The sequence below is a fragment of the Parasphingorhabdus sp. genome (assembly GCF_039982415.1).
Taxonomy (GTDB): domain Bacteria; phylum Pseudomonadota; class Alphaproteobacteria; order Sphingomonadales; family Sphingomonadaceae; genus Parasphingorhabdus.
In genome coordinates, this window is sequence record NZ_JBDWYL010000004.1 from 141,066 (window position 1) to 166,080 (window position 25,015).

A 25,015-nucleotide genomic window follows, 5' to 3' on the forward strand; every position below is an offset into this window, starting at 1 on the left:
TTTTTTTCTAGTTCGCCATAATCGCATTCACCTCAGCGATAAAGAGGACCAGTCGCGAAAAAGCGTTAATCTGCTACGGTAAACGAGACCGATAATTTGCTTTCGATAAAATCGACCAGCAATTGCTTGGCTGAATCGGTCAGCAAATAACCTGTATCGCTGGGCGCCAACAGATCGCAACTTTGCATCAGATCTAAATGGCGTTTTGTGGTGCTGCTCGTCAGAGACAGTCTATCGGAAATAGTTTCGATCGCTATTTTATCATCGGTGTTCGACCCCATGAGCAATATGTCGAGATAGGGATAGGCAGGGAATCCATATTTATTGTAGAAAAATTCGTCGACATAACGGCGGGCGTCCAACAAGGAGGTCAAAAAACGAGAATATTGTTGATCATCCATATCCGAACGCACGGTCTGTTCCGGTTCAAAAAAGGCTGAGTTCGCGCCGGGATCGCCCGATGGATTGCCTAATTTGCGTGCTGTCATGCCCCGGTTCCTACTCTCAAGTCAGGAAAATAGCCACGCAATTGAAACAGATTTGCCCGGCAATGTGTGACGATAGCGCGTCAATCCGACGCTGGATTGGATAAATTCGCCGCAGCCTCCTTTGCGGCCTACCTTTCATGGTATCCCGGCGAAAATCGCAAGCCTGAACGCCAAGCAGTTCATCTTTCAAATGATGGCGATATTATCTTTATCTGGGCTTGTGAGATCAAATTGACCTTCTCATGCCATACGCTCTGAGCATAAGGAGAAAAGGCCAATTGTTGGAACTTGTGGCCGGCAGGGCTAGCCAGCAACGGAATAGATGCTAGAAAGGGCCGTCTTTCAGGGGTGAGAGTCAGCGTATGGGGCCTAAGATGCGTAAGATTTTTGTTGGTATTTTGTTATGTTCGCTGTCTGCCTGTATTCCTCCAGGCCGCGACTATAGCTGGCCCCAAAATGACGCGGCCAACGCTCCTGTTCCAACCCTTGAAACAGATGCCTCGGTCTTTGGTCAAAGCCCATCTCAAGCGCCGCCGCCCGTCTGGACCGCGCAGCCAGTGACGCCCAATGCCGTAACGATCGACAGCGGCACCTATATTGTTAAAGCCGGAGACACACTTGGTGGGATCGCGAATATAACCGGCGCGAGCGCACAAGTTATTGCGGCGAACAATGATCTGATTGCCCCCTATGTAATTCAGCCCGGCCAACAATTAAATATTACCGGCGGCCGGTATCACCGCGTAAATGGCGGCGAAACCGGGATAGCGATCGCACGGGCATATGGCGTACCTTGGCGGGATGTGGTTGCGCTAAATGACCTAGAAGAACCCTTTATTTTGCGGGTTGGACAAAATCTCATGTTGCCGGCTGCGGCGCCGGTTGATCCCCAAGCCATGACCATAGAAGAACGCGCCGCGGCCTTTGATCTTGATATTGATGATATTGTCACCGGCAGCCAACCGGCAATGGCTGCCGCTGGTGACCAGCCAGAACCATCGGCTTGGCGCAAAGCCATTGCCGAGAAAAAAACACCCAAAGCAATTGCCACACCTGCGGCTTTTACGGGGCGTTTTAACTGGCCGCTTGAAGGCAAATTGCTGTCCAGTTTTGGCAGCAAAGGCGGCGGTAAAGTCAATGACGGGCTCAATATTGGCGTGGTCAAAGGCACACCGATCAAGGCTGCTGCTGATGGTGTTGTCGCCTATAGCGGTGATGAAATAGGCGTTTTTGGTGGTCTGATCTTGATCAATCACGGCGATGGCTGGGTCACGGCCTATGGCCATGCCGACAAATTACATGTTACGCGTGGACAAAAGATTGCCGCCGGTGATATCATCGGCCTGGCTGGAGACAGCGGCTATGTACAGGAACCGCAATTGCATTTTGAAATTCGCAAAAATCGAAAGCCGGTAAACCCCGTCTCGCATTTGCCGAAACGGACCTGATCCATTTATGGCCGGCCGCGCTCCTCGCAATCTTTCTAGCTATTTGACGCTGCGGCGCCAATCCAGCCTTCCTATTTGGCTGGACATTACCTGGCGTGTGATGTTTGTATTGGGCCTGATTGCTATGGCTGTCGCGGTGCATTGGTTTGATCGCAACGGATTGCAAGACAGCTATGACGGCGATGTCAGTTTTCTGGATGTGGTCTATTTTACCATGATCTCGATTACAACAACGGGCTATGGCGATATTGCACCGGTCACCGAACGCGCGCGGATGTTTGATGCGTTGGTGGTGACGCCGATCCGCATTTTTGTTGTGCTAATCTTTGTCGGCACAGCCTATAATTTCGTATTTAAGAGAACCTGGGATAATTGGCGTATGAAAATCATCCAGAATAATCTGCACGATCATATTGTAATTGCTGGTTTCGGAACCAGCGGCAAAGAAGCCGTACAGGAGCTGATCGAGCGCGGGACTAATCCCGAAGAAATCGTGGTTGTCGATCCATTGGACGAAGCCTTGGCGCAGGCCGAGAAAATGGGCTGCGCGGTGATAAACGGCGATGCGACGCGGGACGTGACCTTGATGAACGTCAAAATATCGCGCGCGCGCTCGATGATTGTGTCGGCTGGGCGCGACGATACCAGTATCTTGATTGTTTTGACCGCGCGCCATCTTGCCTATCATTTGCCTATTAGCGTCTCGGTTCGCGCATCAGACAATGAGCTTTTGGCGCGCCAAGCCGGCGCAACCACCGTGATCAATCCTGTCAGCTTTGCTGGCTTGCTGCTGGCGGGAAGCTGTGAAGGCGCAAAAATATCGGACTATTTGAGCGATCTTGCATCGGCAACGGGCCGCGTCAAACTCGTCCAGCGCCCCGTGGAAGACAAGGAAGTGGGCATGGCCATGAAAGATATTGTCAAAGATGGTCTTGGCGTGCGCATTTATCGGGACAATAATATGTATGGGTTTTGGGAAGAAGAAACCAAAAAGCTTGAAGCGGGCGATATTATTGTGGAAATCATGCCTGGAAACGGTGCCATGAAGGAAGGAACAGAAAACTTTTAAGCAGAAATGTTGCACCTGCGAACAAGTTTCGTGTAGGGCGTAAATCAGCATTTTTGTAGGAGTAGTCTGATGGCCAATGCGATCCCAATGCCGCGTGGCTTGCGGCCCCCTAATCGTCTGACGCAATTGAGTGAATTGGCATTGCCACTCGATCTTCTGGGATTTGGCTTGCAATGGCCGCGCGTCGTGACCGCGCCAAAAGGCGATGGTCGGCCCATTTTTCTGATCCCCGGCTATGGCGGCAGTGCATTGTCAATGGCGCCGCTGAAAGGGTTTCTCGATCGGCTTGATTATACTGTCTATGATTGGGGTTTAGGCCGTAATACAGGTTCGGTTGACCGCGATGTCGAACTGTTTACTGCCATTGCGCGGGCGCAATATGAGCGCAATGATCAACAGCCGCTCACGCTAATTGGTTGGTCCCTGGGCGGGATTATCGCGCGTGAACTGGCCCGTTTGTCGCCGGACATCGTGCGCGAAGTGATCACAATGGGAACCCCGATAATCGGCGGTCCCAAATATACCACGCCGGGTCAACGTTACGCCCAATCCGCGCAAATTGATCTCGACAGTTTCGAAGCGGAAGTGCACGCGCGCAACAGCATCGGATTTGATCAACCACTAACTGTATTTTATTCCTTACGCGATGGGATTGTCGGACCCGAAATCGCAAAAGATATTTACAATCCCCAAGCGCGGAACATTGAAGTTGACGGCGGACATCTCGGATTGGGTTTTAATCCCAAAATCTGGCGCATCATCGCGGACACGTTAGCCGAACGTGCCTGACATTACCGGTGCTGGTCGGCCAGACTTGTCACAATAGAAAATTGGTCATATCCTTCCAACAGGAGAGACATATGGCTGAATTGAAAAGACTATCTGCCGCAGAAAAACCGGAAACACTGGCGCAAACCTTACATGACGACGGTGCGGCAATTGTTGAAAATGTGATCGATTCTGCCGCTCTGGCACAGCTAAAGTCTGAAATTATGCCCTATGTCGAGGCCACCGATTTGGGGCGCGATGATTTTACTGGTCGTCATACCACGCGCACTGGCGCCTTGGTCGCACGTTCAGAAATGTGCCGCAATCTGGTGATGGACCGCTTGATTTTGGATGGGGCTAAGCTTTTTCTCAAACCATTTTGCGAACGGATCCAACTTCATCTGACGCAGCTTATTCGTATTCAGCCGGGGCAGGTGAAGCAGCCACTGCATCGCGACCGGCTCGCTTGGGGAGGCTTTCTGCAGGAAAGTATCGAGCCCCAATTTAATACGATTTGGGCAGTAACCGATTTTACCCAGGAAAATGGCGCAACGCAGGTTGTTCCAGGTTCCAATCACTGGAAATCCGGGCGCGAAGCCACGCCTGATGAGATCCAATATGCCGAAATGAAAGCCGGATCTGTTCTCATCTATTCGGGTTCGGTCATCCATAGCGGGGGTGCCAATACGGCGGATCATGACCGAATGGGCCTCAACATCACCTATGCATTGGGGTGGTTGCGGCAAGAGGAGAATCAGTATCTTTCCTGTCCACCGCATATTGCCAAAGATTTTGATCCGGAATTGCGGGACTTGCTCGGCTATTGCATGGGCAGCTATGCGCTTGGCTATTACACACCGCCTACGGGCCCAGGCGAAAGTCCCGAAGTGGTGCCGCCCGAGTTTTTATTTTCCGGAAAAGTGACAGACTGGAGCGATGGAGACGATCTTTATAAAAGCGTCAGCCAGCGCTCCAGTGAGTCTGTCTAAGCGTCTATGGCAACCAAGCGTGAACCGCGCCCATGGCCGTGTAGAATAGCAACCAATAGCCGGCATCGATGAAAAACAGCGCCTTGCCCTTTTGCGAGAAAAGATAGTTGGTGCCGATAGCTGGTACAATAAAGCCAAGCGCCACGCCAAGGGCTGTTAATATTTTGACGGTGACGGTTAAGTCGGTGCCATAGCTTGAAAATGTATGGGCCAATGTCCAGGAAGCCACCAGACTGAAGGCAAAGGCACCGCCATAGATAACGCCCATATTGCCTTCCTTTATCTGTTCTTCCGTAAGGCCAACGGCACCCATCCATTTCTTGCCCATCACTGGACCATACCAGATACCGCCAACGAAGAATCCCGCTAGGGCCGCAACGACAATTGCAATCCAATTTACATCCAATAAATTCATTCCATCCTCCCTGGTTTTGTGAACAGCTTGTTTTTACACTGAAACTGCCGAAAAAACCAGCCGGCGGCTGGTCGGCGCAAGGCTCTGGGCAATTACCGGGGCATTGGAGGCGTGACTCATCGGAAAATAGCAGGTAAGGGCGCTGCCATCATGGCAACCGCAATTCCTTCTCCGCCCAAAGTCGGCATGGTGTCCCTTGGCTGTCCCAAGGCGCTTGTCGATAGCGAACGCATTTTGACGCAGTTGCGATCCGATGGCTATGACATGTCGGCTGACTATGCCGGCGCCGATGTGGTTTTGGTCAATACCTGCGGCTTTCTCGACAGTGCAAAAGAAGAGTCGTTGGAAGCCATTGGTGAAGCCATGGCCGAAAATGGCCGTGTGATCGTCACGGGCTGTATGGGCAATGAAGTCGACACGATCATGAATCGCTTTCCTGATGTATTGGCCGTCACCGGCGCGCATCAATATGAAGATGTTGTCACAGCGGTCCATGCGGCGGCTCCCGCTGCTCGCGGCGCTTTTGTTGATCTGGTCCCCGATGCGGGGCTGAAACTGACGCCCCGCCACTATAGCTATTTGAAAATTTCCGAAGGCTGCAACCACCGCTGCTCCTTCTGCATCATTCCATCCTTGCGCGGCGATCTCGTGTCGCGGCGACCCGATGCAATTCTCCGTGAAGCGGAAAAGCTTGTTGCCAATGGCACCAAGGAATTGCTGGTCATCAGTCAGGATACCTCGGCTTATGGCGTCGATATCCGGCATCAGCCGCAGATATGGAATGGACCGATCGGGCAGGGCCGCGAAGTCCGCGCACATATGACGGATCTGGCCGTTGCACTGGGTGAACTAGGCGTTTGGACGCGTCTTCACTATGTGTATCCTTATCCGCATGTCGACAAGGTCATACCGTTAATGGCCGAGGGTAAGATTACGCCTTATCTCGATATTCCCTTTCAGCATGCCGCTCCTAATGTATTAAAGCGCATGAAGCGGCCGGCCAATGAAGCCAAGGTTTTGCAGCGGGTGAAGAGCTGGCGCGATATCTGCCCAGATCTGACCATCCGCTCTACCTTCGTGGTCGGTTTCCCAGGTGAAACCGAAGAAGACTTTCAATATCTACTCGACTGGTTGGACGAAGCGCAACTTGACCGGGTGGGCGGCTTTCGTTTTGAACCGGTCGAAGGGGCTGCTGCTAACGCCCTGGATGGCGCTGTGCCGGAAGAGGTCAAAGAAGAACGCTATCAGCGACTGATGGAAAAAACCGCAGCGATTAGCGCTGCGCGATTACAAGCCAAGGTCGGCCGGACGCTTCCCGTCATCATCGATGAAATTGGCGAACCGGATGAAGATGGTGACATAGGCGCAACCGCAAGATCGCAGGCTGATGCTCCAGAAATTGATGGCAATGTCTTTCTGCGCGATATTAGTGCGGATGTTGTGATTGGCGATATTATCGACGCGGTGATTGAAGAAGCCGACGCCCATGATCTGTTTGGCGCGCCGGTAAACGTTTGAAGCAAAGCCATAAAAAACCCCGCTGGATCGGCACCAACGAGGCTTTTTAAACTTGTTCGGTCAAAATCGCTTAAGCGTAGCTGACTTTCACATTGGCTTTGCGGTTGCGACGAAGCGCGCCGCCAATGGCGCCAAAGCCAAAGATCATGAATGCCCATGTTGCTGGCTCGGGAACCGCGGCCACGTTAGCGATTCCGAATGACAGGGCATCAAAACCTACTTCCGGTCCGCCAGACATGTCGAATTGCAATGTTGTAAACGCTGTATCCGAAATGAGACCAAAGAATGTGGGTGTATCTGCGCCGAGCGCGAAGGATCCTGCCGCACCGCCTGAAAAAGTCATCGTGCCAGCCGCCGCCGCCGCAACGTCAAATCCAAATGCATTTATTGGCGCATCAAATACGAAGGTTGCCAAGCTGCTGCCATTGTCATCAAACCAGATGGAATTGGCGCCATCTGATGTAGCAGAGGTGAAAAAGCTGTTGATCGATGTATGTGTAATGAAATCGAATCCGTTTGATTCCGTTACCGAAAAACCAGGATAGTTTACCGTAGCGCCCGATTGTTCGGTTTCGAAACTTTCAAATGTCAGGCCGGCACCAGTGGCTGCATCAAACGCTGTTCGATCGGTGAAAATGACTTCCGCAGCTTGCGCCGGAACGGCCGAAAGTAACGCGATAGCGCTACCTGCAAAAAGATATTTTTTCATGGAAATAAGCCCTTTTGATTTACTGGACATGATGCCAGCGGGAATAAAGACATCCCCGAGTTTTGCGAACCCTAACGAATCATTAACGGAATTTGCGGATTTTCGCAACAAACCAAAAATGCTGCCGTGCATTGTATCAAATTGAAACAATATCCAACGGACTATGAAGATGGTTTAACGGCCTACTATTTCCTCACATCCCCATATAATCTTTCTTGCCGACGGCTACGCCTTGCATGCGGAGCAAGTTGTAAGCGGTTGTGACGTGGAAGAATAGGTTGGGTAGGAAGAAGCTCAGGACATAACTTTTGCCATCTATATCTAATGCCTGGTCCGGGCCTATAGGCATGGAAATTTGCATCTCGGCATTGCTATTAATTGTCGCATCATCCGCTTGAGCAACCGTTGCTCCACATTCCTCAATGCGCGCAATCAAGGCGTCAAATGTGTCGCCTTCCATCGGTAAGTTCGGTAAATCATCGGTGGCTACACCAGTCATCCGCGCTGCTCCGCGCACTGCAAATTCGGTGATCATCTGCACTTGCCATTTCATATCGTTCATGTCGGGAAACAGGCGGTTATCGAGAAAAGCCTGTTCTGACGCGCCGGTCGCTTCAGCATGGGCTTTGGCTTTGATCAAAACAGTGGTCAAACCGCGAAAGGCTTGGGCGGTTGAACCTTTGAAAATATCGGCAAGTTCTATGGACATTTCGGGATCCCCTCAAAAATTGTGACAAATGTTGAATTTCAAACTAGCTTGATAAGCATTAACACGCCGAGCGCAAGAAAGCTGAGCAACGTGCCAAGAGCGCCGATAATCCGTGCAAGGACAAATATTTTTCCGCCTTCAGCACCATGCGATCCCGCTGCAGTAGACAAAGCAATGGCATGAGAAAAACGCGCCACCACAAAGGCAATGGCGATCATCAAGATCGCGCTATGCGGCACAACAGTCATTTCAGCCAAAGCCAGTACGGCGACGAACAGGCCGGCATTTTCAGCAAGATTGCCATGACGGCGGATTTTGCGTTCCATAGCCAGATCACCACCAGTACCAATATTGATACCGGCTTTGCCGCGGTGCAAGCCTGTTAGAACCATCAATATGCCTTGCAAAATGATCAAAATGGCTCCCGCTGAGGCGGAAATAATGGGGACAGTCATTTGGGATCCTCCGGTTCATCTTTATGAAAAAAGCGCTATTGTTGCGCCTTATTGTTTCTTTTTACCGGTGGAAAAATACAAAGTCTAAAAGAGTATCTGCACATTGGTGGTGCAAATTTGAGCCATGCATCTTTTCCAATAATACGCTAATTGCAAGCGGTGCGACAAAAGGAACAATCCGATGGACTGGGAAGATATTAAAACATTTCGCGAGGTGATGAATGGGGGAACGGTGAGAGCCGCGGCCAAATCCCTAGGGGTTCACCATAGCACCGTGAGCCGCCGGATTGAGCAGCTCGAACAAGCCCTTGGCGTGACGTTGTTTGAACGGCGTCCGGAAGGCTATTTTCCAACATCAGCCGGTGAAGATTTGGCCGTTGCGGCCAGTTCCTTTGCCGATGAACTCAATACGGTCGAACGGCATATTGCCGGGCGCGACAATGAACTGTCCGGGAGCCTTCGTGTGACCATGGCGGAACCGTTTGCAACAGGGATGTTTGCACCAAGATTGCCAGAGTTTTGTGCGGCTTATCCTGGCTTGGAACTGGAAATATTGACCAGCTTCGACTTGCTCGATGTCGCGCGCCGGGAGGCGGATATTGCTATCCGGATGGACAATAATCCGCCCGATACACTCGTTGGTAAAAGGCTATTTGCATATACGACGACCGTTTATGCGCACCCTGATTATCTCGCACAGCAAGACTTTATCAATCATCCAGAACGAGCGCGTTGGTTGGGCTGGACGGAAAAAGAGAGCCGGTTTCCCGATTGGACCCAAGATACAGAATTTTCACGCGTTCCGGTGTGGGGGAATTTCGCCAGTATCGCCTTGCAGTTGGAAATGGCCAAGGCTGGTATGGGGTTGATCATGATTCCATGTATCATGGGGGATAATCAACCCTCCTTGGTGCGGGCAACCGAACAAGAGCCCCAGCCTTCGCGCGATATTTGGATTCTCACTCATGATGATTTGCGGCGCACGGCGCGGGTAAAAGCGTTTATGGATTTTGCAGAAACGGTTTTGCGCGATAATCAGGCGATGTTGACGGGCCAACGACCGGACTAGCATCTGGCACCCCCGATATTAACCATGATTTGCTAAATTTTCTCAGAAAAACGCGAAATTTTGATCGGAACATTAACCATTAAATTGAACTGGCGCGCAATTAAATCCGACTATGCTGATCGGCATGTACGAAGAAATTGGGAAATTGTCACCGACGCGCCAAGCGGGCATGTTGTCAGCGGCTGAGGCTTTAATTGCCTTTACCGTGAGCGCCATTGTCTATTTGATCTTTTTCGGTGTTGATGAAAATTTCTGGAATGTCATGACCATGGCATTTCTGGTGCCGTGGGTAATCTGCGTGCCGGCCAATCTCTACGTAACCAAACAGCGTAGAATATATATTGAAACAGCCGAAGAGTTGAAAAAAACTCAAGAAATGCTTGAGCAAGTCAATATTGATCTGCAGCGTCGGGCAAATATTGATGGTCTCACCGGACTGGCTAATCGAGAACATTTTATCCAGCTTTTTGATGAGCGGCGGATGAAATCTGAGAATAATGTTCTGATGATTGTAGATGCGGACCATTTTAAGAACATCAATGATGGCTATGGCCATCCGGTCGGCGACAAAGCGCTCGTCTTATTGTCTTCAGTCTTCAAACGCATCTTGCGGAGAGATGACTTGGTTGGTCGTATCGGGGGCGAAGAATTTGGTATTTTATTGCCGAGCACCAGCGAAGCCGAAGGCGAAATTATCGGAGAGATGATCCGTCACGAAATTGAGAATACATTGTTTGAACCGCAAGAAGGCGTTCCGCATCGTATGACCGTCAGCATCGGATTGACCGGTGTCTCACCCCAGGAAGAGCGGGCTGTTCCGATGCGCAATGCGGACAGCGCTTTGTTTGAGGCAAAACGCCGGGGACGCAATCGATGTGTTTTATATACAGCCGGGATGCGCGAGAAGCCGCGACCCATGTATGAAAATGGAAACGTGCAAGGCCCCGTTCGTATGCGGGCTTGAAACCACCGCACTAAATCTCGTGAAATCAGCATAGCAAATTAGCGATGACGCCGCTGGTCCTCGCTGCTAGTGCTGTGGCCATGACCGATACAGATTCTTCTCAAACAGCATCAACTGGCGCGTCGCCAGACAACCAAAAACATCTCTATCTGGTGGATGGATCGGCTTATATATTCCGAGCCTATCACCGCCTACCACCCCTGACCAATATTCACGGCGAACCGGTCGGAGCCGTCTATGGCTATACGACCATGTTGTGGAAATTGGCGGATGAATTACGCAAGGCGGATGGTCCAACCCATTTGGCGGTGGTGCTCGACAAATCATCGCAAAGCTTTCGCAACGAATTATATAGCGAGTATAAAGCGCATCGTCCGGAACCGCCGGAAGATTTGCGCCCTCAATTTCCCATGATCCGGGACGCGACGCGCGCCTTTTCTTTGCCGCTTATTGAAGAAGATAATGTGGAAGCGGATGATATGATCGCCAGCTATACCAAAGCGGCTGTTGCGGAAGGCTGGAAGGTCACAATTGTTTCGTCTGATAAGGATCTCATGCAATTGATCGAACCATCGGACGATAGCCGGGTCGATATGCTCGATACTATGAAAAATGTGCGCATGGGCAAAATAGCGGTTGAAGAGAAATTCGGCGTGGGTCCTGAAAAATTGGGCGATGTGCTTGGTCTCATGGGGGATAGTGCGGATAATATTCCAGGCGTCCCGGGCATAGGCCCCAAAACTGCGTCCAAGCTGATTAATGAATATGGTGATATTGAAGCGGTATTGGCTGCGGCGCCAGAGATGAAAAAGTCCAAGATGAAGGAGAATATTCTCAACAATATCGAACAGGCACGGCTATCGCGTGTGCTGGTGACCTTGAAAGAGGATTGTCCGTTACCCGATCCGTTGGACAGTTTTGCTTTGCAGGATATTCCCGATGGTCCGCTCCGTAGCTTTTTGGAACATCATGGTTTCAATTCGCTGATCAAAAAATTGAGCGGCGGCCAATCGGAACCCCAAAATCCTGATGTTGCGGGTGATAGTGAAAATTCGAGTTCCGTTGCAGCCGTTGTTCCTCCAGTTGCTCCAGCTATTGATCGCACGCAATATGAATGTGTTCAGGATTTAGAGACTCTGGACAGCTGGGTCGGACGCGCGCGCGACAAACGGGTTATCGCGGTGGATGTGGAAACGGACAGTTTGGAAAGCGTGACCGCACGCGTGGTCGGTTTATGCTTGGCAATCGCGCCCAACGAAGCATGTTATATCCCGCTCGGTCACGGCAGCGGAGATATGTTCGCAGAATCGCCTAAGCAGATCGCAACCGATGATGCGTTGGCTCGCTTGAAGCCGCTATTAGAAGATGATGCGGTGCTGAAAATTGGACAAAATCTAAAATATGACATGACGGTCTTGGCGCAGCATGATCTGAAAATCACCCCCTTTGACGATACATTGGTGATGAGCTTCAATCTCGATGCGGGCTTGCACGGTCATGGGATGGATGAATTGAGCAAACTGCACTTGGGGCATGAATGCATCAGTTTCAAATCGCTGACCGGTACCGGCAAAAAGGCGATTAGTTTTGCAGAAGTGCCGCTCGACAAGGCGACGGAATATGCAGCAGAAGATGCGGATGTTACCTTGCGTCTTTGGGAAATATTGCGTTTGCGCATGGCACCAGAGCAAGCCAGCCGAGTGTATCAGATGGTAGACCGGCCATTGGTTCCCGTTATCGCCAAAATGGAAGAAACCGGGGTTTTGGTTGACCGCGAAGAGTTGGCGCGCCTGTCGCAAAGCTTTGCTGAAAATATTGAAAGTCTGGAAAAAGACATTCACGCGCTGGCTGGTGAACCCTTCTCAATTGGTAGTCCCAAGCAACTGGGTGAAATTCTGTTTGGCAAACTTGGACTAAAGGGCGGCAAAAAAGGCAAGAGCGGTCAATTTTCGACAGATGTTACGGTGCTGGAACGGTTGGCGGGAGACGGCGAGCCGATAGCGCAGAAAGTCGTGAGCTGGCGGCAGTTGTCGAAGCTTAAGTCAACTTATACAGATGCCCTGCAGGAACAAATAAATCCCAAAACCGGGCGCGTGCACACCAGCTATTCGTTAAGTGGGGCACAAACTGGTCGCCTATCTTCCACAGAGCCGAATTTGCAAAATATTCCTATTCGCACCGATATCGGGCGGCAAATCCGGCAGGCTTTTGTGGCTGCTCCCGGCCATGTTATTTTGGCTGCGGACTATAGCCAAATCGAATTGCGGCTGGCAGCGCATATTGCCGATGTAGAGACGTTAAAGGAAGCTTTTGCTGCGGGCGAAGATATTCACAATCGCACCGCCCAGGAGTTATTTGGAGTTGTGGAACGCGATACGAGGGCACGGGCTAAGACGATCAACTTTGCAATTTTATACGGTATTTCCCGTTGGGGGCTGGCGAAGCGGTTAGAAGTGGATGCAGATGAAGCCCAGCAGATGATTGATACATATTTTGAGCGTTTCCCCGGCATAAATCGCTATATTTCCGAAACGCTGCAAGCGGCGCGGGAAAGCGGTTACACCCAGACGCTTTTTGGTCGCAAAACCTGGTTTGAACGTTTGCGGTCAGCCAATCAGAATGAACGGCAAGGCAGTGAACGGGCAGCGATTAATGCGCCCATTCAAGGCACCAGCGCAGATATAATCAAGCGCGCTATGGCCCGAATGGGGCCCGCGCTTGGTGCAGCCGGATTGTCCCAAGTCAAAATGTTGATGCAAGTTCATGATGAACTGGTGTTTGAAGTCCCGGATAGCGATGTGGAGTCCGCTTCGGCAGTTATACGTTCGGTCATGGCGGGAGCTGCAGAACCGGCAGTTACACTATCGGTACCTCTCGAAGTGGACATCGGCACCGGACAATCCTGGGATGAAGCGCATTAACCGCAATGAAATCAACGCGTTCAAGCAGAAATCGCTGATATCCGTACTAGTTTACCAAGATTCTCTTGATTCGTGCCAATCTGTAAATTGACTAAAAAAGGCCGGAATTCTGCTGACAATCTGGTGTCCAACCCATTCGCGTTCCCAAATTGGGACGAACTGTTCATAATTTCGTAAATAATTACTATGGGGTTTACCGTTTTTGCGTTATATCCCAGTCAATTGAGTTTCCAATGGATCGTTTCGATTCGTTTAGTAAGGATGTTTTTGATGAATTTGTCTACTGGTATCCGCGCAATTTCCATGGCTTCAGTTTTGGCCTTGGGTGTTCCTAGCGCAGCAAATGCGGCGACGTTTTTGACTTTTGACGGCTCGGATGGCGTCTTCGGCAATGACGATGTGACCTCGGGCACGTTTTCTGACACGTTTCTGATTGATGTCGGGGTCGATGCCGGCCTTTTCTCAGCAACGCTTTCTTCTATTGCATCGGGCGATCCTGCTTCGAACGTTGATTTCACAACTGTCACGTTGAACGGTGTAGATTTTGACATTGTTCAAGCTGGTATGATTGAATTTCAAACCATTCAAAACGCGATTGTTTCTGGCGGTATCCAAACTTTGCTAATTTCCGGTACATCCGGCGGCAACGGTTCTTACTCCGGAACATTGGCATTTGAAGTTGCCGCGGTTCCCGAGCCAGCAACATGGGCATTTATGATTTTTGGCTTTGGTGCCATTGGCGGTGCAATGCGTCGTCAGCGTAAAGCGAACGTAAAAGTTAGCTACGCTTAACCAACCAACCAAATTTATCATTAAGCCTCGTCTGTGCAATCAGGCGGGGTTTTTTGTGTCTGTCGATAAGAGGGGCTAAGCGCTAATTGCCAATATTCTTCACTGGCTATTTTCTTTAACCGGTTCCGATGGAGCCGGAGTGCCTTGAATATCGATAACCTGATCCGCTGCGGGAATATCGTCATTCTCTTCTTGCGACCGGTCATATAAGGCCTTGGCAACCATTGCTCCACCGACGAGCAAGGCGCCCGGTAATGATCGTGTAGCAATTCTTGCTGCGATCATACCAACGCCAAATCCTAGCAAACCATTGCCTCTTCCGCGTTTGCGCGCCTCGTTCCCAACAAGGGCGGTAGCAACGTTGCGAATTAATGACATATTCTATTCCTTTTGCGCCAATGGCATGGGTTCCTTGAAAGTATGTGTAACATAAGGAAAGGGAATTTCGATACCCGCATCATCCAGAGCGCGTTTGATTGCGCGAATGACATTGTCCCGGCTTTCATGCATCGCACGCGGTTTCGAGCCGGACCACCAGCGAATTTTAAAATCAATGGAACTGGCATTAAATTCACAAGCAAAAACATCAATGCGCTCGGCTTTGTTCACTTGATCTGCCGACGCTACCGCTTTTAAGATGACTTCCCGAGCGATATCGAGATCTGTATCATAGGCAACACCTGCTATAATTTCATGGCGCCGCTTTTTTTGATCCGTAAGGATTTTCACAGGGTTTTTGAACAAGATTGAATTGGGAATTATCGTCAATTCCATATTGTTTCGCCGCACATGGGTTTCCCGCAAGGCAATGCTCTCAACAATACCTTCCACGCCTTCGCATTCGATATAGTCCCCGATGCGCATTTTCTCGCGGATCATGATCAAAATGCCTGCCATGAAATTTTCAAATATGTCTTGAAAGGCGAAGCCGATGGCAACGGCGCCAAAGCCGAGGCCAGCGATCAGACTGGATGGCGTTAGTCCAGGCAATAGGATCGTGAACGTCGCCATGAGACCGACAATCCAAATGCCCAGCCTGACCAATGTTTCGACCAGCTCTTGCAGAGATGCGCGCATATTGGTCTTGTCGGTTAGCCGGTCAGCGATCCGTGTAGCAAAGCGCGCAATGATCCAGGTGATAACGAGCACAAACCCGGCAATGAACAAGCTGGGTAACAAGGATATTGCCTGTTCCCACATGCTCAACAATTGGCGGACTAGAATGTCGAACGCGTTGAGTGATTCATCGATTGAGCTATCCATTAGATCCTCATCCGGCTTTCCGTTTGAAACCAAGCTATATCGCTAAAATCTATATCATATTTTCTGGTTTAACATGCAAATCAAAGGTTGCTTCATCAATTAACCCCAATTCCAGCGCAGCTGCTCGTAAGCTGAGACCGGACTGATGCGCATGTTTGGCAATTTGCGTCGCTTGGTCATAGCCGATGACGGGAGCCAGAGCCGTGACGAGCATCAAAGAATTATCGACCAGTTGTCCGATGCGGTCCATATTGGCGCTGAGGCCATCAACTCCCCGGAGCGCAAAACTTGACATGCCGATCGAAATAATTTCGATCGAACGCAGCACATTTGCGGCAATCAATGGTTTGAAGACATTCAACTCCAAATGGCCTTGCATGCCGCCAACCGTAACCGCTTGATGGTTACCAATGACCTGTGCGGCCACCATGGTCAGCATTTCGCATTGCGTCGGATTGACTTTACCTGGCATGATAGAGCTACCGGGTTCATTGCTGGGCAGGTTAAGTTCCCCAAGGCCGGAGCGGGGCCCTGAACCGAGCAACCGAATGTCATTGGCAATTTTGGTTAGCGATACTGCCAGGGTATTCAAACCGCCCGATAGCTCGACCATCGTGTCATGCGCTGCAATCTCGGCAAATTTGTTGGGCGCGGTTGTGAACTTCAATCCGGTAATCTTCGCAATCTCGCGGGCCATATGTTTGCCGAAATTGGGCGGGGCGTTGAGGCCTGTGCCCACGGCTGTTCCGCCTTGAGCGAGTTGATAAAGTCGAGGCAGAACTGCCTCGATCCGATCTCTCGCAACCAGCAGCTGTGCCGCATAGCCGGAAAATTCCTGTCCGAGCGTCAATGGCGTCGCATCTTGCAAATGGGTGCGTCCGATCTTGACGACTTTCTTCCATTGCTGAGCTTTTTCGGCAAGCGCGTCGTGGAGCTGCTCGAGTGCGGGAAATAACTCCACTTCCAATGCCCGTGCAGCAGCCACATGCATAGCGGTCGGGAAGCTATCATTGGATGATTGACTGCGATTGACATGGTCATTGGGATGGACAGGATGTTTGCCCCCGCGCGTTCCGGTTAGACTTTCATTCGCAATACCGGCGATGACCTCGTTGACGTTCATATTGGATTGTGTGCCCGATCCGGTTTGCCAAATGGTCAATGGAAACTGGGTGTCAAATGCTCCGGCACGCACTTGCTCGGCCGCTTTGGCAATGGCACCGGCAATTTCCGGATCCAATCCATGGATTCCATTAACCCGTGCCGCGGCCTGTTTCACCGCGGCCAAAGCATGAATGAGCCGGATCGGCATCCGTTCATGCCGCGCAAAGGGAAAATTTTCAATGCTCCGTTGGGTTTGAGCACCCCAATAAGCATCCTGGGGCACTTCAATAGGACCGATACTGTCGGTTTCTGTGCGGGTGCCGGCCATTAGCCGGTCATTTTTTCTTGCCGAAGTCCACCGTTACCACGTTGGATCCATCATCGACCGTTTCGACTTTTTCTTGATCACCGTCATTTTGCGCCGGTTCGTGCGGCTCCAGATCGCCTTCAATTTCATCCACTTGAAATTGCAATGCAAAATCCACAGCGGGATCAACAAAAGACGTAATGGCGGCAAATGGAATATGGAGCATTGAACTAATCTGATTGAAACTCAGACCAACATGAAAACGATCTTCGTTCACGGACAAATCCCAATAGCGATTTTGTAGAACGATGGTCATTTCATCGGGAAATTTTTCGATGAGATGGTCAGGAATATCAACACCCGGCGCTCGCGTCTTGAATGTGATATAGAAATGATGCTCGCCCGGAAGGCCATGGGCTTCCACTTCGCCCAATACCCGGCCCACTACCGCGCGCAATGCTTCTTGCACGATTTCATCATAAGGAATCAGGCTGTCCGGGGCACTATCGTTCATATGCACTTGGTGGCGCGAACGCGGGGCAGGGTCAAGGGCATTCGCACAATTTTCACCGACTGTGATATTTCTGATTTTGTAGTGAAATTCTTGCTTGATCAAATTCAGCCATTATAGGCTTGGCCTATGAGAACAGCGACAATAGAGCGAAACACCAAGGAAACCGAGATTTTCGTCGAATTAAATCTCGATGGAACCGGGCATTATGAAGTAGCCACAGGTATTGGTTTTCTCGATCATATGATCGAGCAATTTTCACGCCATTCCTTGATTGACCTGAAATTGAAAATCAAAGGCGATCTGCATGTTGATCAACATCATACCACTGAGGATAGCGCCATTGCCGTCGGTCAAGCGATCCGGGACGCGCTGGGGGACAAGGCAGGAATTGTTCGCTACGGCACGGCTTATTCGCCAATGGACGAGACTTTGAGCCGCGTGGCTCTTGATATCTCGGGCCGCCCTTGGCTGGTTTGGAGCGCGGCTTTCTCTCAGGAAAGACTGGGTGAAATGGACACAGAATTGTTCAAACATTGGTTCCATAGCGTAGCCGACGCGGCTGGAATAACCCTGCATATTGAACTTCTTTATGGTGAAAATAATCATCATATCGCGGAAAGCATTTTCAAGGGTTTTGCCCGCGCTATGCGACAAGCCGTGGAGCGTGATCCCCGTAAGGGTGATGCTATCCCGTCAACAAAGGGCCAGCTTGGTGGCTGAATCCATCGCGCTTATAGATTTCGGCGCCGGGAATTTGCATAGTGTGCATAATGCACTTATCGCTGCGGGAGCAAAGGGTGTGCAAGTTACTGCTGATCCCCAAATCGTTGCTCAAGCAGATAGGATAATATTGCCAGGCGTTGGTGCATTCGGGGCCTGTCGTTCAGCGCTGGCAGCGATTGACGGAATGATTGCGGCGTTAGAATTGCGCGTACGGCAGGAATCCGTTCCCTTTCTTGGTATTTGTGTAGGCATGCAGTTGCTCGCCGACAAAGGCATTGAATTTGGAACGCACAAGGGATTGGGTTGGATCGGTGGAACGGTTCGCGCAATTGAAGCACCATCTCCGGATATCAAGATACCGCATATGGGATGGAATGATGTCACGCCATCGATAGATCATCCATTGCTCTCATCGGGAGAGGCTTATTATCTTCATGGCTATCATTTCAACGCCACGGATCCAGAGGATATTCTAGCAACCAGTCACCATGGCCAGGCCTTGGTGGCGGCGATCGGCCATGAGAATATTATCGGTGTGCAATTTCATCCTGAGAAGAGCCAATCTTATGGCTTGGCTTTCCTGCAACGCTTTTTGGAGTGGAAACCATGATCGTATTCCCTGCCATTGATCTTAAATCTGGAGAAGTGGTCCGTCTTGCTGAAGGCGATATGGATCGCGCAACAGTATATGGGGACAATCCAGCAGAACAAGCGGGTCTGTTTGCGGAAGCAGGCGCCGAACATATTCATGTCGTCGATCTGGATGGAGCCTTTGCCGGTTCCCCTCGCAATGCTGAAGCTGTTGAAGCCATTATCTCCGGTTTCTCCGGCTATGTGCAACTGGGCGGCGGGATTCGAAATCGGGAAACGGTAGAACGATGGTTCGCTTTGGGAATTGCTCGACTTGTTATCGGAACGGCAGCGCTCAAGGATCCGGATTTCGTCAAAGACATGGCTAAAGAATATGAAGGCGGAATAGTAGTCGCTGTGGATGCGCGCGATGGTATGGTCGCTACCGAGGGATGGGCTGATGTATCCCAAGTAAGTGTGACCGATATGGCGCGGCGTTTCGAAGATGCTGGTGTTGCTTCTTTATTGTTCACCGATGTTGGCCGCGACGGCATGCTCACCGGATGTAATATTGACGCTACAGTCGATCTGGCTCGTGCCGTGGATATCCCCGTAATCGCCAGCGGCGGTGTAAAAGGATTGGATGATGTCCACATGTTGAGCCAATTTACCCAAGATGGAATTGAAGGTGTGATTACGGGCCGCGCGCTTTATGATGGGCGCTTGGATCTCGCTACGGCTATCGCAATGGCGAGGCGTTAGATGGCGGTTCGAATTCGCGTGATACCCTGTTTGGATGTCGCTGATGGCCGTGTTGTAAAGGGCGTCAATTTTGTTGATCTGCAAGATGCCGGAGATCCGGTAGAACAGGCGCGCGCTTATGATCAGGCCGGCGCAGATGAGCTGTGTTTTCTTGATATCGGAGCCAGTCACGAAAAGCGCGATACGATAATTGATGTTGTTCGGCGCACGGCCGAAGTCTGTTTCATGCCCGTAACGGTTGGAGGCGGCGTACGAACTGCCGATGATGCCCGAGCGCTGCTCATGGCGGGCGCTGATAAAGTGGCAGTGAACAGTGCTGCTGTGGCGCGGCCGGAAGTGGTCAGCGAAATTGCTGGACGATTTGGTAGTCAATGTATGGTTGCGTCTATTGATGCACGCCAAGTCGCTGAGGGGCGGTGGGAAATATTTACCCACGGCGGGCGTACCGCGACCGGAATAGATGCATTGGATCATGCTGAGCGCATGGCGAAATTGGGAGCGGGAGAGCTGCTGGTCACGTCAATGGACCGTGATGGAACGCGCGATGGTTATGATCTCGCTTTGACCCAGGCCATTTCTCAGGCCGTGTCCATTCCCGTTGTCGCAAGTGGCGGTGTCGGTAACCTAGATCATTTGATAGAAGGGGTAACGCAAGGCGGTGCCAATGCGGTTCTGGCCGCTTCGATTTTTCACTTTGGGCATCATACCATTGCCGAAGCACATGCAGCGCTGCGTGATGCCGGATTGCCAGCTAGGCAACATAGTTAACATATTGTCTGAAATTGATCCAAACTGAGACAGTTTCAAAATATAGGCCGTTAACCATTTAATTTTACAGAATTTTAACCTCGATTTCCGATTAACCTTTTATAAACTAATTGATCGAGTTGCAGGAACGGACTGCAGTAAAATTAGAAAAGGCCCAAAGGGCAAATGAGGGGTTATATGAGCAATATGCGAAAACTTGCGATCGGAACCATTTCGGTTTTGGCAATATCGGCCGTGCCCGCGCACGCCATTTATCCCACGCAATCGAACACGACATCACAAGGCGGCAAAGGCGGCTCTTCAAGCAGCGGTGGTTTTTCGAGCAGTGGTGGCTTTGGATCCTCTAGCAGCGGTGGATCGTCGGGCAGCAAAGGTGGCTCTTCGAGCTTTGGCAGCACGAGCGGTGGATCGAGTGGTGTGAGCTCCACCAGCAGCGGGGGGTCTTCTTCCACCTCTTCGGGTGGGTCTTCCACCAGCGGTGGGTCGACCTCGACCTCAACTGGCGGAGGTGTCGTTACCGGCGGATCAACCTCGACATCAACCGGTGGCATCACCAGTTCCGGCGGTAACGGGGGATCGACCTCCACGTCGTCTGGCGGTTTTTCGAGCACATCAACTGGCGGTTCAACTTCGACTTCATCTGGCTCGATTTCTTCGTCAACCGGAGGTGTCTCAACTTCAACGGGCGGTGTATCCACCTCAACCGGTGGTGTGTCGACGTCCACTGGCGGCGTGTCCACTTCTACCGGAGGTGTTTCCACTTCCACTGGCGGGTCATCGAGCTTTGGGGGTTCCAGTAGCTCCAGTAGCTCCAGTAGCTCCAGCAGTAGCTCATCGAGCAGCTCTTCGAGCTTTGGTGGCTCGACCGGTGGATCGACGGGTTCAACGGGTGGAACACCTGTGCCGGAGCCGGGTGTTTTGGTTCTGTTCGGTCTCGGAGCCGGTGGATTGGCAGCGCGGCGCATCATGCGTCGGCGCAAATCCAACCAAGCGGAAGTTTAGAACCTGATCTTGATCGAACGGACTTCTTTCAAGAAGGCGGGCCAGCCAGCCTTGCAATGGGAAGTCTGGCCAACTTGTTTCATTTTGGGACAGATTTTCATGCGAGTTAAAGTATAATAATATGACGATGCTCATGAAAAAAACGCTGTTGTTAAGCTTGTTTCTAACCAGTTTGACGGCCGCTATGGCCATAGAAGAAGCCCAACTAGAGTCCGTTCAAGGCAAAACCGCTGCCATCGCGGAAGTTGGAAAGCATGAGTCTAACGTGAAGAGAGTTTCGCCAGTCGTTGCCGGGACCCCGGCGCCAAATCTTGTTGCGCAGGTAACTTCGATTCCTGAACCATCCAATGTCATCATGCTCGCATTAGGTGTTGCTGGATTGGTTGCCGGACGGTTGGTTGCACGAAAAAAGAAGAACAAATTGTGAGAATTTTTCGGGATTGACGCGCAGATCGTAGATCTTGTCGTGTCATGAAAGGGCCGTCATCGGGGGATTAGACGGCCCTTTCTTCTGGATAAATAGACCTTGATCCTTGCAAAGGCTTGACGCCTGTCCCCTTGCTCGCGCAAACGAGCTTCTATGACCGATATCTTGCAAAAACTGGAAGAAACGATCCGCGACCGCCGTGACGCTGATCCAAACGATAGTTATGTCGCCCAATTGCGTTCCAAGGGGCGGGCCAAAATGGCTGAAAAACTGGGAGAAGAGGCTGTTGAAGCGGTAATTGCCGCTGTCCAGGATGATCGGGCAGCAATGACCGGTGAGGCCGCGGACGTCCTGTTTCACTTACTTGTATTGCTGGATGATATGAACCTGACCATTGATGAAATATTAGCGGAACTGCAACGCCGGGAAGGTTTGTCCGGAATATCTGAAAAAGCCGCCCGAAAGGATTGAACTATGGCTGTTGATGCGACTCAAGCCTATGATGACAACAATATTTTTGCCAAGATTCTGCGAGGCGAAATTCCCAATAAAACAGTCTATGAAGATGAATATGCATTGGCCTTTCATGACATAAATCCTCAGGCTCCCCATCACGTTTTGGTGATACCGAAAGGCAAATATGTTAGCTGGGATGATTTCTCCGCTACCGCCAGCGATGCTGAAATTGCAGGATTTACAAGAGCGGTTGGACATGTCGCTCGAGAAGCTGGATGGGTTGTGCCCGGTTATCGATTGCTCGTCAATATTGGTCAGGATGGGCACCAGGAAGTACCGCATCTTCACGTTCATATATTTGCTGGAAAACCACTTGGCCCCATGTTGGTGAGAGGCTAGGTAAGGGCTAACGGGCCGCTGAGACGGCAGGATTGTATTGAGGGGAGTATCATTATGGCAGGACCAGCAGCACCAACCACCGAAGGTTGGTCGTCGCGCACCGCTTTTATATTGGCCGCAGTCGGGGCCGCGGTTGGCCTCGGAAATATTTGGCGCTTCCCAACATTGGCTGGCGAAAATGGCGGCGGAGCATTTGTGTTGGTCTATATTGGCTGTATCATCTTGATCGGCTTGCCCATGGTATTGTCTGAAGTCTTAATCGGCCGGCATGGTCGCAGCGATGCCTATCATAGTGTCGTTAAAGTTGCGGAAGATTCCAAAGTCAGCAAAAATTGGGGAATATTCGGCGGTATCGGCATATTAAATGCCTTTCTCATTTTGACCTTTTACAGCGTCGTAGCGGGCTGGGTGCTTTATTATGTTGGTGTGATGAGTGCCGATTTCTTGGGTGCAATATTCTCCGGCAATCCGTTCGCTGGCGCTTTAGCGAGCGAAAACCCGGATAGCATCCCTGGCCGGATGGCCGATTTATTCGCAAATGTTCCGCTGCTTTTGGGCATGCATAGCTTGTTCATGATCATCACGATCTGGATTGTTGCGCGCGGGGTCACAGACGGAATTGAAAAAGCGGCTACCTATTTGATGCCCACTTTTTTCGTGCTGCTCGTACTCATTACGCTTTATGGTGCCTTTACCGGTGAATTTGCCAAAGCGGTGGTCTTTTTGTTCACTCCTGATTTTTCTAAATTGTCGCCAGCGGTAGTGAATGATGCACTAGGGCAGGCCTTGTTTTCCATGAGTGTCGCTTCCGCCGCCCTGATAACTTATGGCGGATATGTCTCGCGCGAAACAAAATTGGCGCCGACAGCGGGAATGATTGCTTTTGCCGATACAGGCGTGGCCTTGTTGGCGGGTCTGATGATTTTCCCAATCGTTTTTGCCGTCGGCCTCGATGTCGCCCAAGGACCGACATTGGTTTTCCAATCCTTGCCGATTGCCTTTCACAACATGCCAGCCGGCTCACTGGTTGGTTTGCTGTTTTTCGTGCTGATCTTTTTTGCCGCGCTGACCAGTTCTATTTCCCTGCTAGAAGGAGTTGTCGCCTGGGCAATGCGCCGGTTTGGATGGACTCGTGGCTTTGCAGCTTGGTTGGTCGGCGGGGTGATCTTTCTCATCGGAGTTGCCTGCGCGTTATCGCTTAACATTTGGAGCGGCATCAGCCCGCTGGGCTTTATCCCGCTGTTCGAAGGAAAGAATATCTTCGATACAATTGATGATCTTGTCTCTAAAATATTGCTGCCTGTTACCGCCTTTTTGACAGCGGTTTTTATCGGTTGGCGAGCGGATAAAAAACTGGTTGAAGAGGAAACCGGGCTGGAAGGCACCATGTTCGGCCTGTGGCGTTTTCTGATAGCATGGCTGGCTCCGTTGGCGGTTGCGATGATCTTTGTATTCGCTGTTTTCCCTAACTTGATCGGGCAAGGTTGATCGCGCGCAATCCGCAAGCCATGACCTGTCCTATTTGCCAGAAAGCGAAAGACCCGAAATTCACGCCATTTTGTAGCGCTGGATGCAAAGACCGGGATTTGCTGCAATGGCTTGGAGAGGGGTATAAAGTTCCTGGACCAGCAGTTTCCCCGGATGAATTGGCCGATCATTTCGCAGGAGATTCTGGACGTGATGGAGAGTCGTAAGCGATAGCAACAAAACAGCTATTTTTAGGCTAGACAAGCCATGCAAGCCCCGCCTATAGCGGCGCTTCTAATCTGGCGGGAACGACGTTCCTGCTTGTTGCCCGAATAGCTCAGTTGGTAGAGCAAGCGACTGAAAATCGCTGTGTCGGTGGTTCGAATCCGCCTTCGGGCACCACTTTTTTCCTTAGTTTTCGGTGTCTCCAAGTTTCAGCGAATTGTGCTAACTTAATCCGTATATTTCCGTGGGTTAACTGGCTTAAGCCCTTACGACTGATGACGAGAGATCATTTGTCTGCGGCGATACGTGGTTGAAATGATCATTTGTCTCGATAGGCCGAAACGCTGGCACCAGATGCACTTTTAGAATTACGTGGTTTTGGGGTCTATTGGAACCCAAGCATAGCGCGTTGGGCAGTCCAGCAAAGAGGCATGCTTCCTATGCGCAATACCTTCCGGCCCGTTAGATCAACCGGCTGAGTTCCATCAATAATAGCGGTGATGATATCGGGAGCCAAATAACTGAGGCGCGTAAGTTGTTGTAGATGCCTGTTCCGCGTCAGCGATCGATAGCCAGATTGAGATTATGTAGGATGTGAGTGTTTTGGTATCATCGTAGTGACGTAAGGAACGAAGATGAGACCAAAACAGAAAAATTCTAAAGCCCCCGCTGATCGGGTGGTGAAGGATATCCGCCGAGCAACCCGCAAGCAAT

General features: G+C 50.9%; 28 protein-coding genes and 1 tRNA gene. 20 read left to right on the forward strand and 9 right to left on the reverse strand.

Annotated elements, in window-relative coordinates:
• Positions 1 to 65: 65 nt before the first annotated feature.
• Positions 66 to 488 carry a hypothetical protein gene (locus ABJU74_RS04735; RefSeq protein WP_348385126.1) on the reverse strand — a complete coding sequence of 141 codons (423 nt, stop codon included), beginning with the start codon at positions 486 to 488 and terminating at the stop codon, positions 66 to 68.
• A gap of 374 nt (positions 489 to 862) precedes the next feature.
• Between ABJU74_RS04735 and ABJU74_RS04740 the strand changes: the two genes are divergently transcribed.
• The 4 genes from ABJU74_RS04740 to ABJU74_RS04755 all read left to right on the forward strand — a co-directional run bounded on the left by ABJU74_RS04740 (position 863) and on the right by ABJU74_RS04755 (position 4,762).
• Entirely contained in the window at positions 863 to 1,936 is a 1,074-nt protein-coding gene (locus ABJU74_RS04740) for a M23 family metallopeptidase (RefSeq protein ID WP_348385127.1), read from the forward strand.
• A gap of 7 nt (positions 1,937 to 1,943) precedes the next feature.
• Entirely contained in the window at positions 1,944 to 3,005 is a 1,062-nt protein-coding gene (locus tag ABJU74_RS04745) for a potassium channel family protein (protein WP_348385128.1), read from the forward strand.
• 69 nt (positions 3,006 to 3,074) lie between these two features.
• Positions 3,075 to 3,794, forward strand: coding sequence for an alpha/beta hydrolase (locus ABJU74_RS04750; RefSeq protein ID WP_348385129.1), 720 nt, complete (start codon positions 3,075 to 3,077; stop codon positions 3,792 to 3,794).
• Between the two features lie 71 nt (positions 3,795 to 3,865).
• Positions 3,866 to 4,762 (forward strand): phytanoyl-CoA dioxygenase family protein, encoded by an 897-nt coding sequence (locus ABJU74_RS04755; protein ID WP_348385130.1) that lies wholly within the window; start codon positions 3,866 to 3,868, stop codon positions 4,760 to 4,762.
• 4 nt (positions 4,763 to 4,766) lie between these two features.
• On the opposite strand, the gene ABJU74_RS04760 is transcribed toward ABJU74_RS04755, so the two are convergent.
• Positions 4,767 to 5,177 (reverse strand): DUF1761 domain-containing protein, encoded by a 411-nt coding sequence (locus ABJU74_RS04760; protein ID WP_348385131.1) that lies wholly within the window; start codon positions 5,175 to 5,177, stop codon positions 4,767 to 4,769.
• A gap of 150 nt (positions 5,178 to 5,327) precedes the next feature.
• Between ABJU74_RS04760 and rimO the strand changes: the two genes are divergently transcribed.
• The gene (gene rimO, locus ABJU74_RS04765) at positions 5,328 to 6,695 is read left to right on the forward strand and encodes a 30S ribosomal protein S12 methylthiotransferase RimO (protein WP_348385156.1); all 1,368 of its coding nucleotides are present in this window, start codon (positions 5,328 to 5,330) and stop codon (positions 6,693 to 6,695) included.
• Between the two features lie 70 nt (positions 6,696 to 6,765).
• On the opposite strand, the gene ABJU74_RS04770 is transcribed toward rimO, so the two are convergent.
• The 3 genes from ABJU74_RS04770 to ABJU74_RS04780 all read right to left on the reverse strand — a co-directional run bounded on the left by ABJU74_RS04770 (position 6,766) and on the right by ABJU74_RS04780 (position 8,568).
• Positions 6,766 to 7,404, reverse strand: a complete 639-nt coding sequence (locus ABJU74_RS04770) for a PEPxxWA-CTERM sorting domain-containing protein (RefSeq protein ID WP_348385132.1) — start codon at positions 7,402 to 7,404, stop codon at positions 6,766 to 6,768.
• A gap of 193 nt (positions 7,405 to 7,597) precedes the next feature.
• Positions 7,598 to 8,113 carry a DUF1993 domain-containing protein gene (locus ABJU74_RS04775; protein ID WP_348385133.1) on the reverse strand — a complete coding sequence of 172 codons (516 nt, stop codon included), beginning with the start codon at positions 8,111 to 8,113 and terminating at the stop codon, positions 7,598 to 7,600.
• Positions 8,114 to 8,151: 38 nt separating this feature from the next.
• Positions 8,152 to 8,568, reverse strand: a complete 417-nt coding sequence (locus tag ABJU74_RS04780) for an MAPEG family protein (RefSeq protein ID WP_348385134.1) — start codon at positions 8,566 to 8,568, stop codon at positions 8,152 to 8,154.
• Between the two features lie 181 nt (positions 8,569 to 8,749).
• Here ABJU74_RS04780 and ABJU74_RS04785 point away from each other — a divergent pair, with 181 nt between their 5' ends.
• The 4 genes from ABJU74_RS04785 to ABJU74_RS04800 all read left to right on the forward strand — a co-directional run bounded on the left by ABJU74_RS04785 (position 8,750) and on the right by ABJU74_RS04800 (position 14,314).
• Positions 8,750 to 9,637, forward strand: coding sequence for a LysR family transcriptional regulator (locus tag ABJU74_RS04785; RefSeq protein ID WP_348385135.1), 888 nt, complete (start codon positions 8,750 to 8,752; stop codon positions 9,635 to 9,637).
• A 124-nt stretch (positions 9,638 to 9,761) separates the two neighbouring features.
• A complete protein-coding gene (locus ABJU74_RS04790; RefSeq protein WP_348385136.1) occupies positions 9,762 to 10,601 on the forward strand; it encodes a GGDEF domain-containing protein in 840 nt (279 codons plus the stop codon).
• A gap of 80 nt (positions 10,602 to 10,681) precedes the next feature.
• Entirely contained in the window at positions 10,682 to 13,522 is a 2,841-nt protein-coding gene (gene polA / locus ABJU74_RS04795; RefSeq protein WP_348385157.1) for a DNA polymerase I, read from the forward strand.
• 270 nt (positions 13,523 to 13,792) lie between these two features.
• On the forward strand, positions 13,793 to 14,314 hold the full coding sequence (locus ABJU74_RS04800) for an FxDxF family PEP-CTERM protein (RefSeq protein WP_348385137.1): 522 nt from the start codon (positions 13,793 to 13,795) through the stop codon (positions 14,312 to 14,314).
• Between the two features lie 99 nt (positions 14,315 to 14,413).
• On the opposite strand, the gene ABJU74_RS04805 is transcribed toward ABJU74_RS04800, so the two are convergent.
• The 4 genes from ABJU74_RS04805 to ABJU74_RS04820 are packed head-to-tail and all read right to left on the reverse strand — an operon-like array spanning position 14,414 to position 17,502.
• Positions 14,414 to 14,692 (reverse strand): hypothetical protein, encoded by a 279-nt coding sequence (locus ABJU74_RS04805; RefSeq protein WP_348385138.1) that lies wholly within the window; start codon positions 14,690 to 14,692, stop codon positions 14,414 to 14,416.
• Positions 14,693 to 14,695: 3 nt separating this feature from the next.
• Positions 14,696 to 15,577, reverse strand: coding sequence for a mechanosensitive ion channel (locus tag ABJU74_RS04810; protein WP_348385139.1), 882 nt, complete (start codon positions 15,575 to 15,577; stop codon positions 14,696 to 14,698).
• 49 nt (positions 15,578 to 15,626) lie between these two features.
• Positions 15,627 to 17,009: a class II fumarate hydratase gene (gene fumC, locus ABJU74_RS04815; RefSeq protein WP_348385140.1), complete on the reverse strand. Its 1,383-nt coding sequence runs from the start codon at positions 17,007 to 17,009 to the stop codon at positions 15,627 to 15,629.
• A 7-nt stretch (positions 17,010 to 17,016) separates the two neighbouring features.
• Positions 17,017 to 17,502: a ClpXP protease specificity-enhancing factor SspB gene (locus ABJU74_RS04820; protein WP_348385141.1), complete on the reverse strand. Its 486-nt coding sequence runs from the start codon at positions 17,500 to 17,502 to the stop codon at positions 17,017 to 17,019.
• A 126-nt stretch (positions 17,503 to 17,628) separates the two neighbouring features.
• Here ABJU74_RS04820 and hisB point away from each other — a divergent pair, with 126 nt between their 5' ends.
• From hisB to ABJU74_RS04875, 11 genes are all read left to right on the forward strand, one after another.
• Complete coding sequence (gene hisB, locus ABJU74_RS04825) at positions 17,629 to 18,222, forward strand: imidazoleglycerol-phosphate dehydratase HisB (RefSeq protein ID WP_348385142.1); 594 nt, start codon at positions 17,629 to 17,631, stop codon at positions 18,220 to 18,222.
• The gene (hisH, locus tag ABJU74_RS04830) at positions 18,215 to 18,835 is read left to right on the forward strand and encodes an imidazole glycerol phosphate synthase subunit HisH (protein ID WP_348385143.1); all 621 of its coding nucleotides are present in this window, start codon (positions 18,215 to 18,217) and stop codon (positions 18,833 to 18,835) included. The genes hisB and hisH overlap by 8 nt, the downstream gene beginning before the upstream one ends.
• Positions 18,832 to 19,557, forward strand: coding sequence for a 1-(5-phosphoribosyl)-5-[(5-phosphoribosylamino)methylideneamino]imidazole-4-carboxamide isomerase (gene hisA / locus ABJU74_RS04835; RefSeq protein WP_348385144.1), 726 nt, complete (start codon positions 18,832 to 18,834; stop codon positions 19,555 to 19,557). The genes hisH and hisA overlap by 4 nt, the downstream gene beginning before the upstream one ends.
• A complete protein-coding gene (gene hisF / locus ABJU74_RS04840; RefSeq protein ID WP_348385145.1) occupies positions 19,558 to 20,325 on the forward strand; it encodes an imidazole glycerol phosphate synthase subunit HisF in 768 nt (255 codons plus the stop codon).
• Positions 20,326 to 20,511: 186 nt separating this feature from the next.
• Complete coding sequence (locus ABJU74_RS04845; protein ID WP_348385158.1) at positions 20,512 to 21,327, forward strand: PEP-CTERM sorting domain-containing protein; 816 nt, start codon at positions 20,512 to 20,514, stop codon at positions 21,325 to 21,327.
• A 133-nt stretch (positions 21,328 to 21,460) separates the two neighbouring features.
• Positions 21,461 to 21,754: a hypothetical protein gene (locus ABJU74_RS04850; RefSeq protein ID WP_348385146.1), complete on the forward strand. Its 294-nt coding sequence runs from the start codon at positions 21,461 to 21,463 to the stop codon at positions 21,752 to 21,754.
• 153 nt (positions 21,755 to 21,907) lie between these two features.
• Positions 21,908 to 22,225, forward strand: a complete 318-nt coding sequence (locus ABJU74_RS04855) for a phosphoribosyl-ATP diphosphatase (protein WP_348385147.1) — start codon at positions 21,908 to 21,910, stop codon at positions 22,223 to 22,225.
• Between the two features lie 3 nt (positions 22,226 to 22,228).
• Positions 22,229 to 22,609 (forward strand): histidine triad nucleotide-binding protein, encoded by a 381-nt coding sequence (locus ABJU74_RS04860; RefSeq protein WP_348385148.1) that lies wholly within the window; start codon positions 22,229 to 22,231, stop codon positions 22,607 to 22,609.
• A 54-nt stretch (positions 22,610 to 22,663) separates the two neighbouring features.
• Positions 22,664 to 24,097, forward strand: a complete 1,434-nt coding sequence (locus ABJU74_RS04865) for a sodium-dependent transporter (RefSeq protein WP_348385149.1) — start codon at positions 22,664 to 22,666, stop codon at positions 24,095 to 24,097.
• A gap of 20 nt (positions 24,098 to 24,117) precedes the next feature.
• A complete protein-coding gene (gene yacG / locus ABJU74_RS04870; protein WP_348385150.1) occupies positions 24,118 to 24,303 on the forward strand; it encodes a DNA gyrase inhibitor YacG in 186 nt (61 codons plus the stop codon).
• Between the two features lie 99 nt (positions 24,304 to 24,402).
• A tRNA-Phe gene (locus tag ABJU74_RS04875) sits at positions 24,403 to 24,478 on the forward strand.
• Positions 24,479 to 25,015: the final 537 nt, after the last annotated feature.

Excerpts from the sequence above, each read along its gene's own strand:
- ABJU74_RS04735 (WP_348385126.1), bottom strand. The coding sequence starts at position 488 with ATGACAGCACGCAAATTAGGCAATCCATCGGGCGATCCCGGCGCGAAC.
- ABJU74_RS04740 (WP_348385127.1), top strand. The coding sequence starts at position 863 with ATGCGTAAGATTTTTGTTGGTATTTTGTTATGTTCGCTGTCTGCCTGT.
- ABJU74_RS04745 (WP_348385128.1), top strand. The coding sequence starts at position 1,944 with ATGGCCGGCCGCGCTCCTCGCAATCTTTCTAGCTATTTGACGCTGCGG.
- ABJU74_RS04750 (WP_348385129.1), top strand. The coding sequence starts at position 3,075 with ATGGCCAATGCGATCCCAATGCCGCGTGGCTTGCGGCCCCCTAATCGT.
- ABJU74_RS04755 (WP_348385130.1), top strand. The coding sequence starts at position 3,866 with ATGGCTGAATTGAAAAGACTATCTGCCGCAGAAAAACCGGAAACACTG.
- ABJU74_RS04760 (WP_348385131.1), bottom strand. The coding sequence starts at position 5,177 with ATGAATTTATTGGATGTAAATTGGATTGCAATTGTCGTTGCGGCCCTA.
- rimO (WP_348385156.1), top strand. The coding sequence starts at position 5,328 with ATGGCAACCGCAATTCCTTCTCCGCCCAAAGTCGGCATGGTGTCCCTT.
- ABJU74_RS04770 (WP_348385132.1), bottom strand. The coding sequence starts at position 7,404 with ATGAAAAAATATCTTTTTGCAGGTAGCGCTATCGCGTTACTTTCGGCC.
- ABJU74_RS04775 (WP_348385133.1), bottom strand. The coding sequence starts at position 8,113 with ATGTCCATAGAACTTGCCGATATTTTCAAAGGTTCAACCGCCCAAGCC.
- ABJU74_RS04780 (WP_348385134.1), bottom strand. The coding sequence starts at position 8,568 with ATGACTGTCCCCATTATTTCCGCCTCAGCGGGAGCCATTTTGATCATT.
- ABJU74_RS04785 (WP_348385135.1), top strand. The coding sequence starts at position 8,750 with ATGGACTGGGAAGATATTAAAACATTTCGCGAGGTGATGAATGGGGGA.
- ABJU74_RS04790 (WP_348385136.1), top strand. The coding sequence starts at position 9,762 with ATGTACGAAGAAATTGGGAAATTGTCACCGACGCGCCAAGCGGGCATG.
- polA (WP_348385157.1), top strand. The coding sequence starts at position 10,682 with ATGACCGATACAGATTCTTCTCAAACAGCATCAACTGGCGCGTCGCCA.
- ABJU74_RS04800 (WP_348385137.1), top strand. The coding sequence starts at position 13,793 with ATGAATTTGTCTACTGGTATCCGCGCAATTTCCATGGCTTCAGTTTTG.
- ABJU74_RS04805 (WP_348385138.1), bottom strand. The coding sequence starts at position 14,692 with ATGTCATTAATTCGCAACGTTGCTACCGCCCTTGTTGGGAACGAGGCG.
- ABJU74_RS04810 (WP_348385139.1), bottom strand. The coding sequence starts at position 15,577 with ATGGATAGCTCAATCGATGAATCACTCAACGCGTTCGACATTCTAGTC.
- fumC (WP_348385140.1), bottom strand. The coding sequence starts at position 17,009 with ATGGCCGGCACCCGCACAGAAACCGACAGTATCGGTCCTATTGAAGTG.
- ABJU74_RS04820 (WP_348385141.1), bottom strand. The coding sequence starts at position 17,502 with ATGAACGATAGTGCCCCGGACAGCCTGATTCCTTATGATGAAATCGTG.
- hisB (WP_348385142.1), top strand. The coding sequence starts at position 17,629 with ATGAGAACAGCGACAATAGAGCGAAACACCAAGGAAACCGAGATTTTC.
- hisA (WP_348385144.1), top strand. The coding sequence starts at position 18,832 with ATGATCGTATTCCCTGCCATTGATCTTAAATCTGGAGAAGTGGTCCGT.
- hisF (WP_348385145.1), top strand. The coding sequence starts at position 19,558 with ATGGCGGTTCGAATTCGCGTGATACCCTGTTTGGATGTCGCTGATGGC.
- ABJU74_RS04845 (WP_348385158.1), top strand. The coding sequence starts at position 20,512 with ATGCGAAAACTTGCGATCGGAACCATTTCGGTTTTGGCAATATCGGCC.
- ABJU74_RS04850 (WP_348385146.1), top strand. The coding sequence starts at position 21,461 with ATGAAAAAAACGCTGTTGTTAAGCTTGTTTCTAACCAGTTTGACGGCC.
- ABJU74_RS04855 (WP_348385147.1), top strand. The coding sequence starts at position 21,908 with ATGACCGATATCTTGCAAAAACTGGAAGAAACGATCCGCGACCGCCGT.
- ABJU74_RS04860 (WP_348385148.1), top strand. The coding sequence starts at position 22,229 with ATGGCTGTTGATGCGACTCAAGCCTATGATGACAACAATATTTTTGCC.
- ABJU74_RS04865 (WP_348385149.1), top strand. The coding sequence starts at position 22,664 with ATGGCAGGACCAGCAGCACCAACCACCGAAGGTTGGTCGTCGCGCACC.
- yacG (WP_348385150.1), top strand. The coding sequence starts at position 24,118 with ATGACCTGTCCTATTTGCCAGAAAGCGAAAGACCCGAAATTCACGCCA.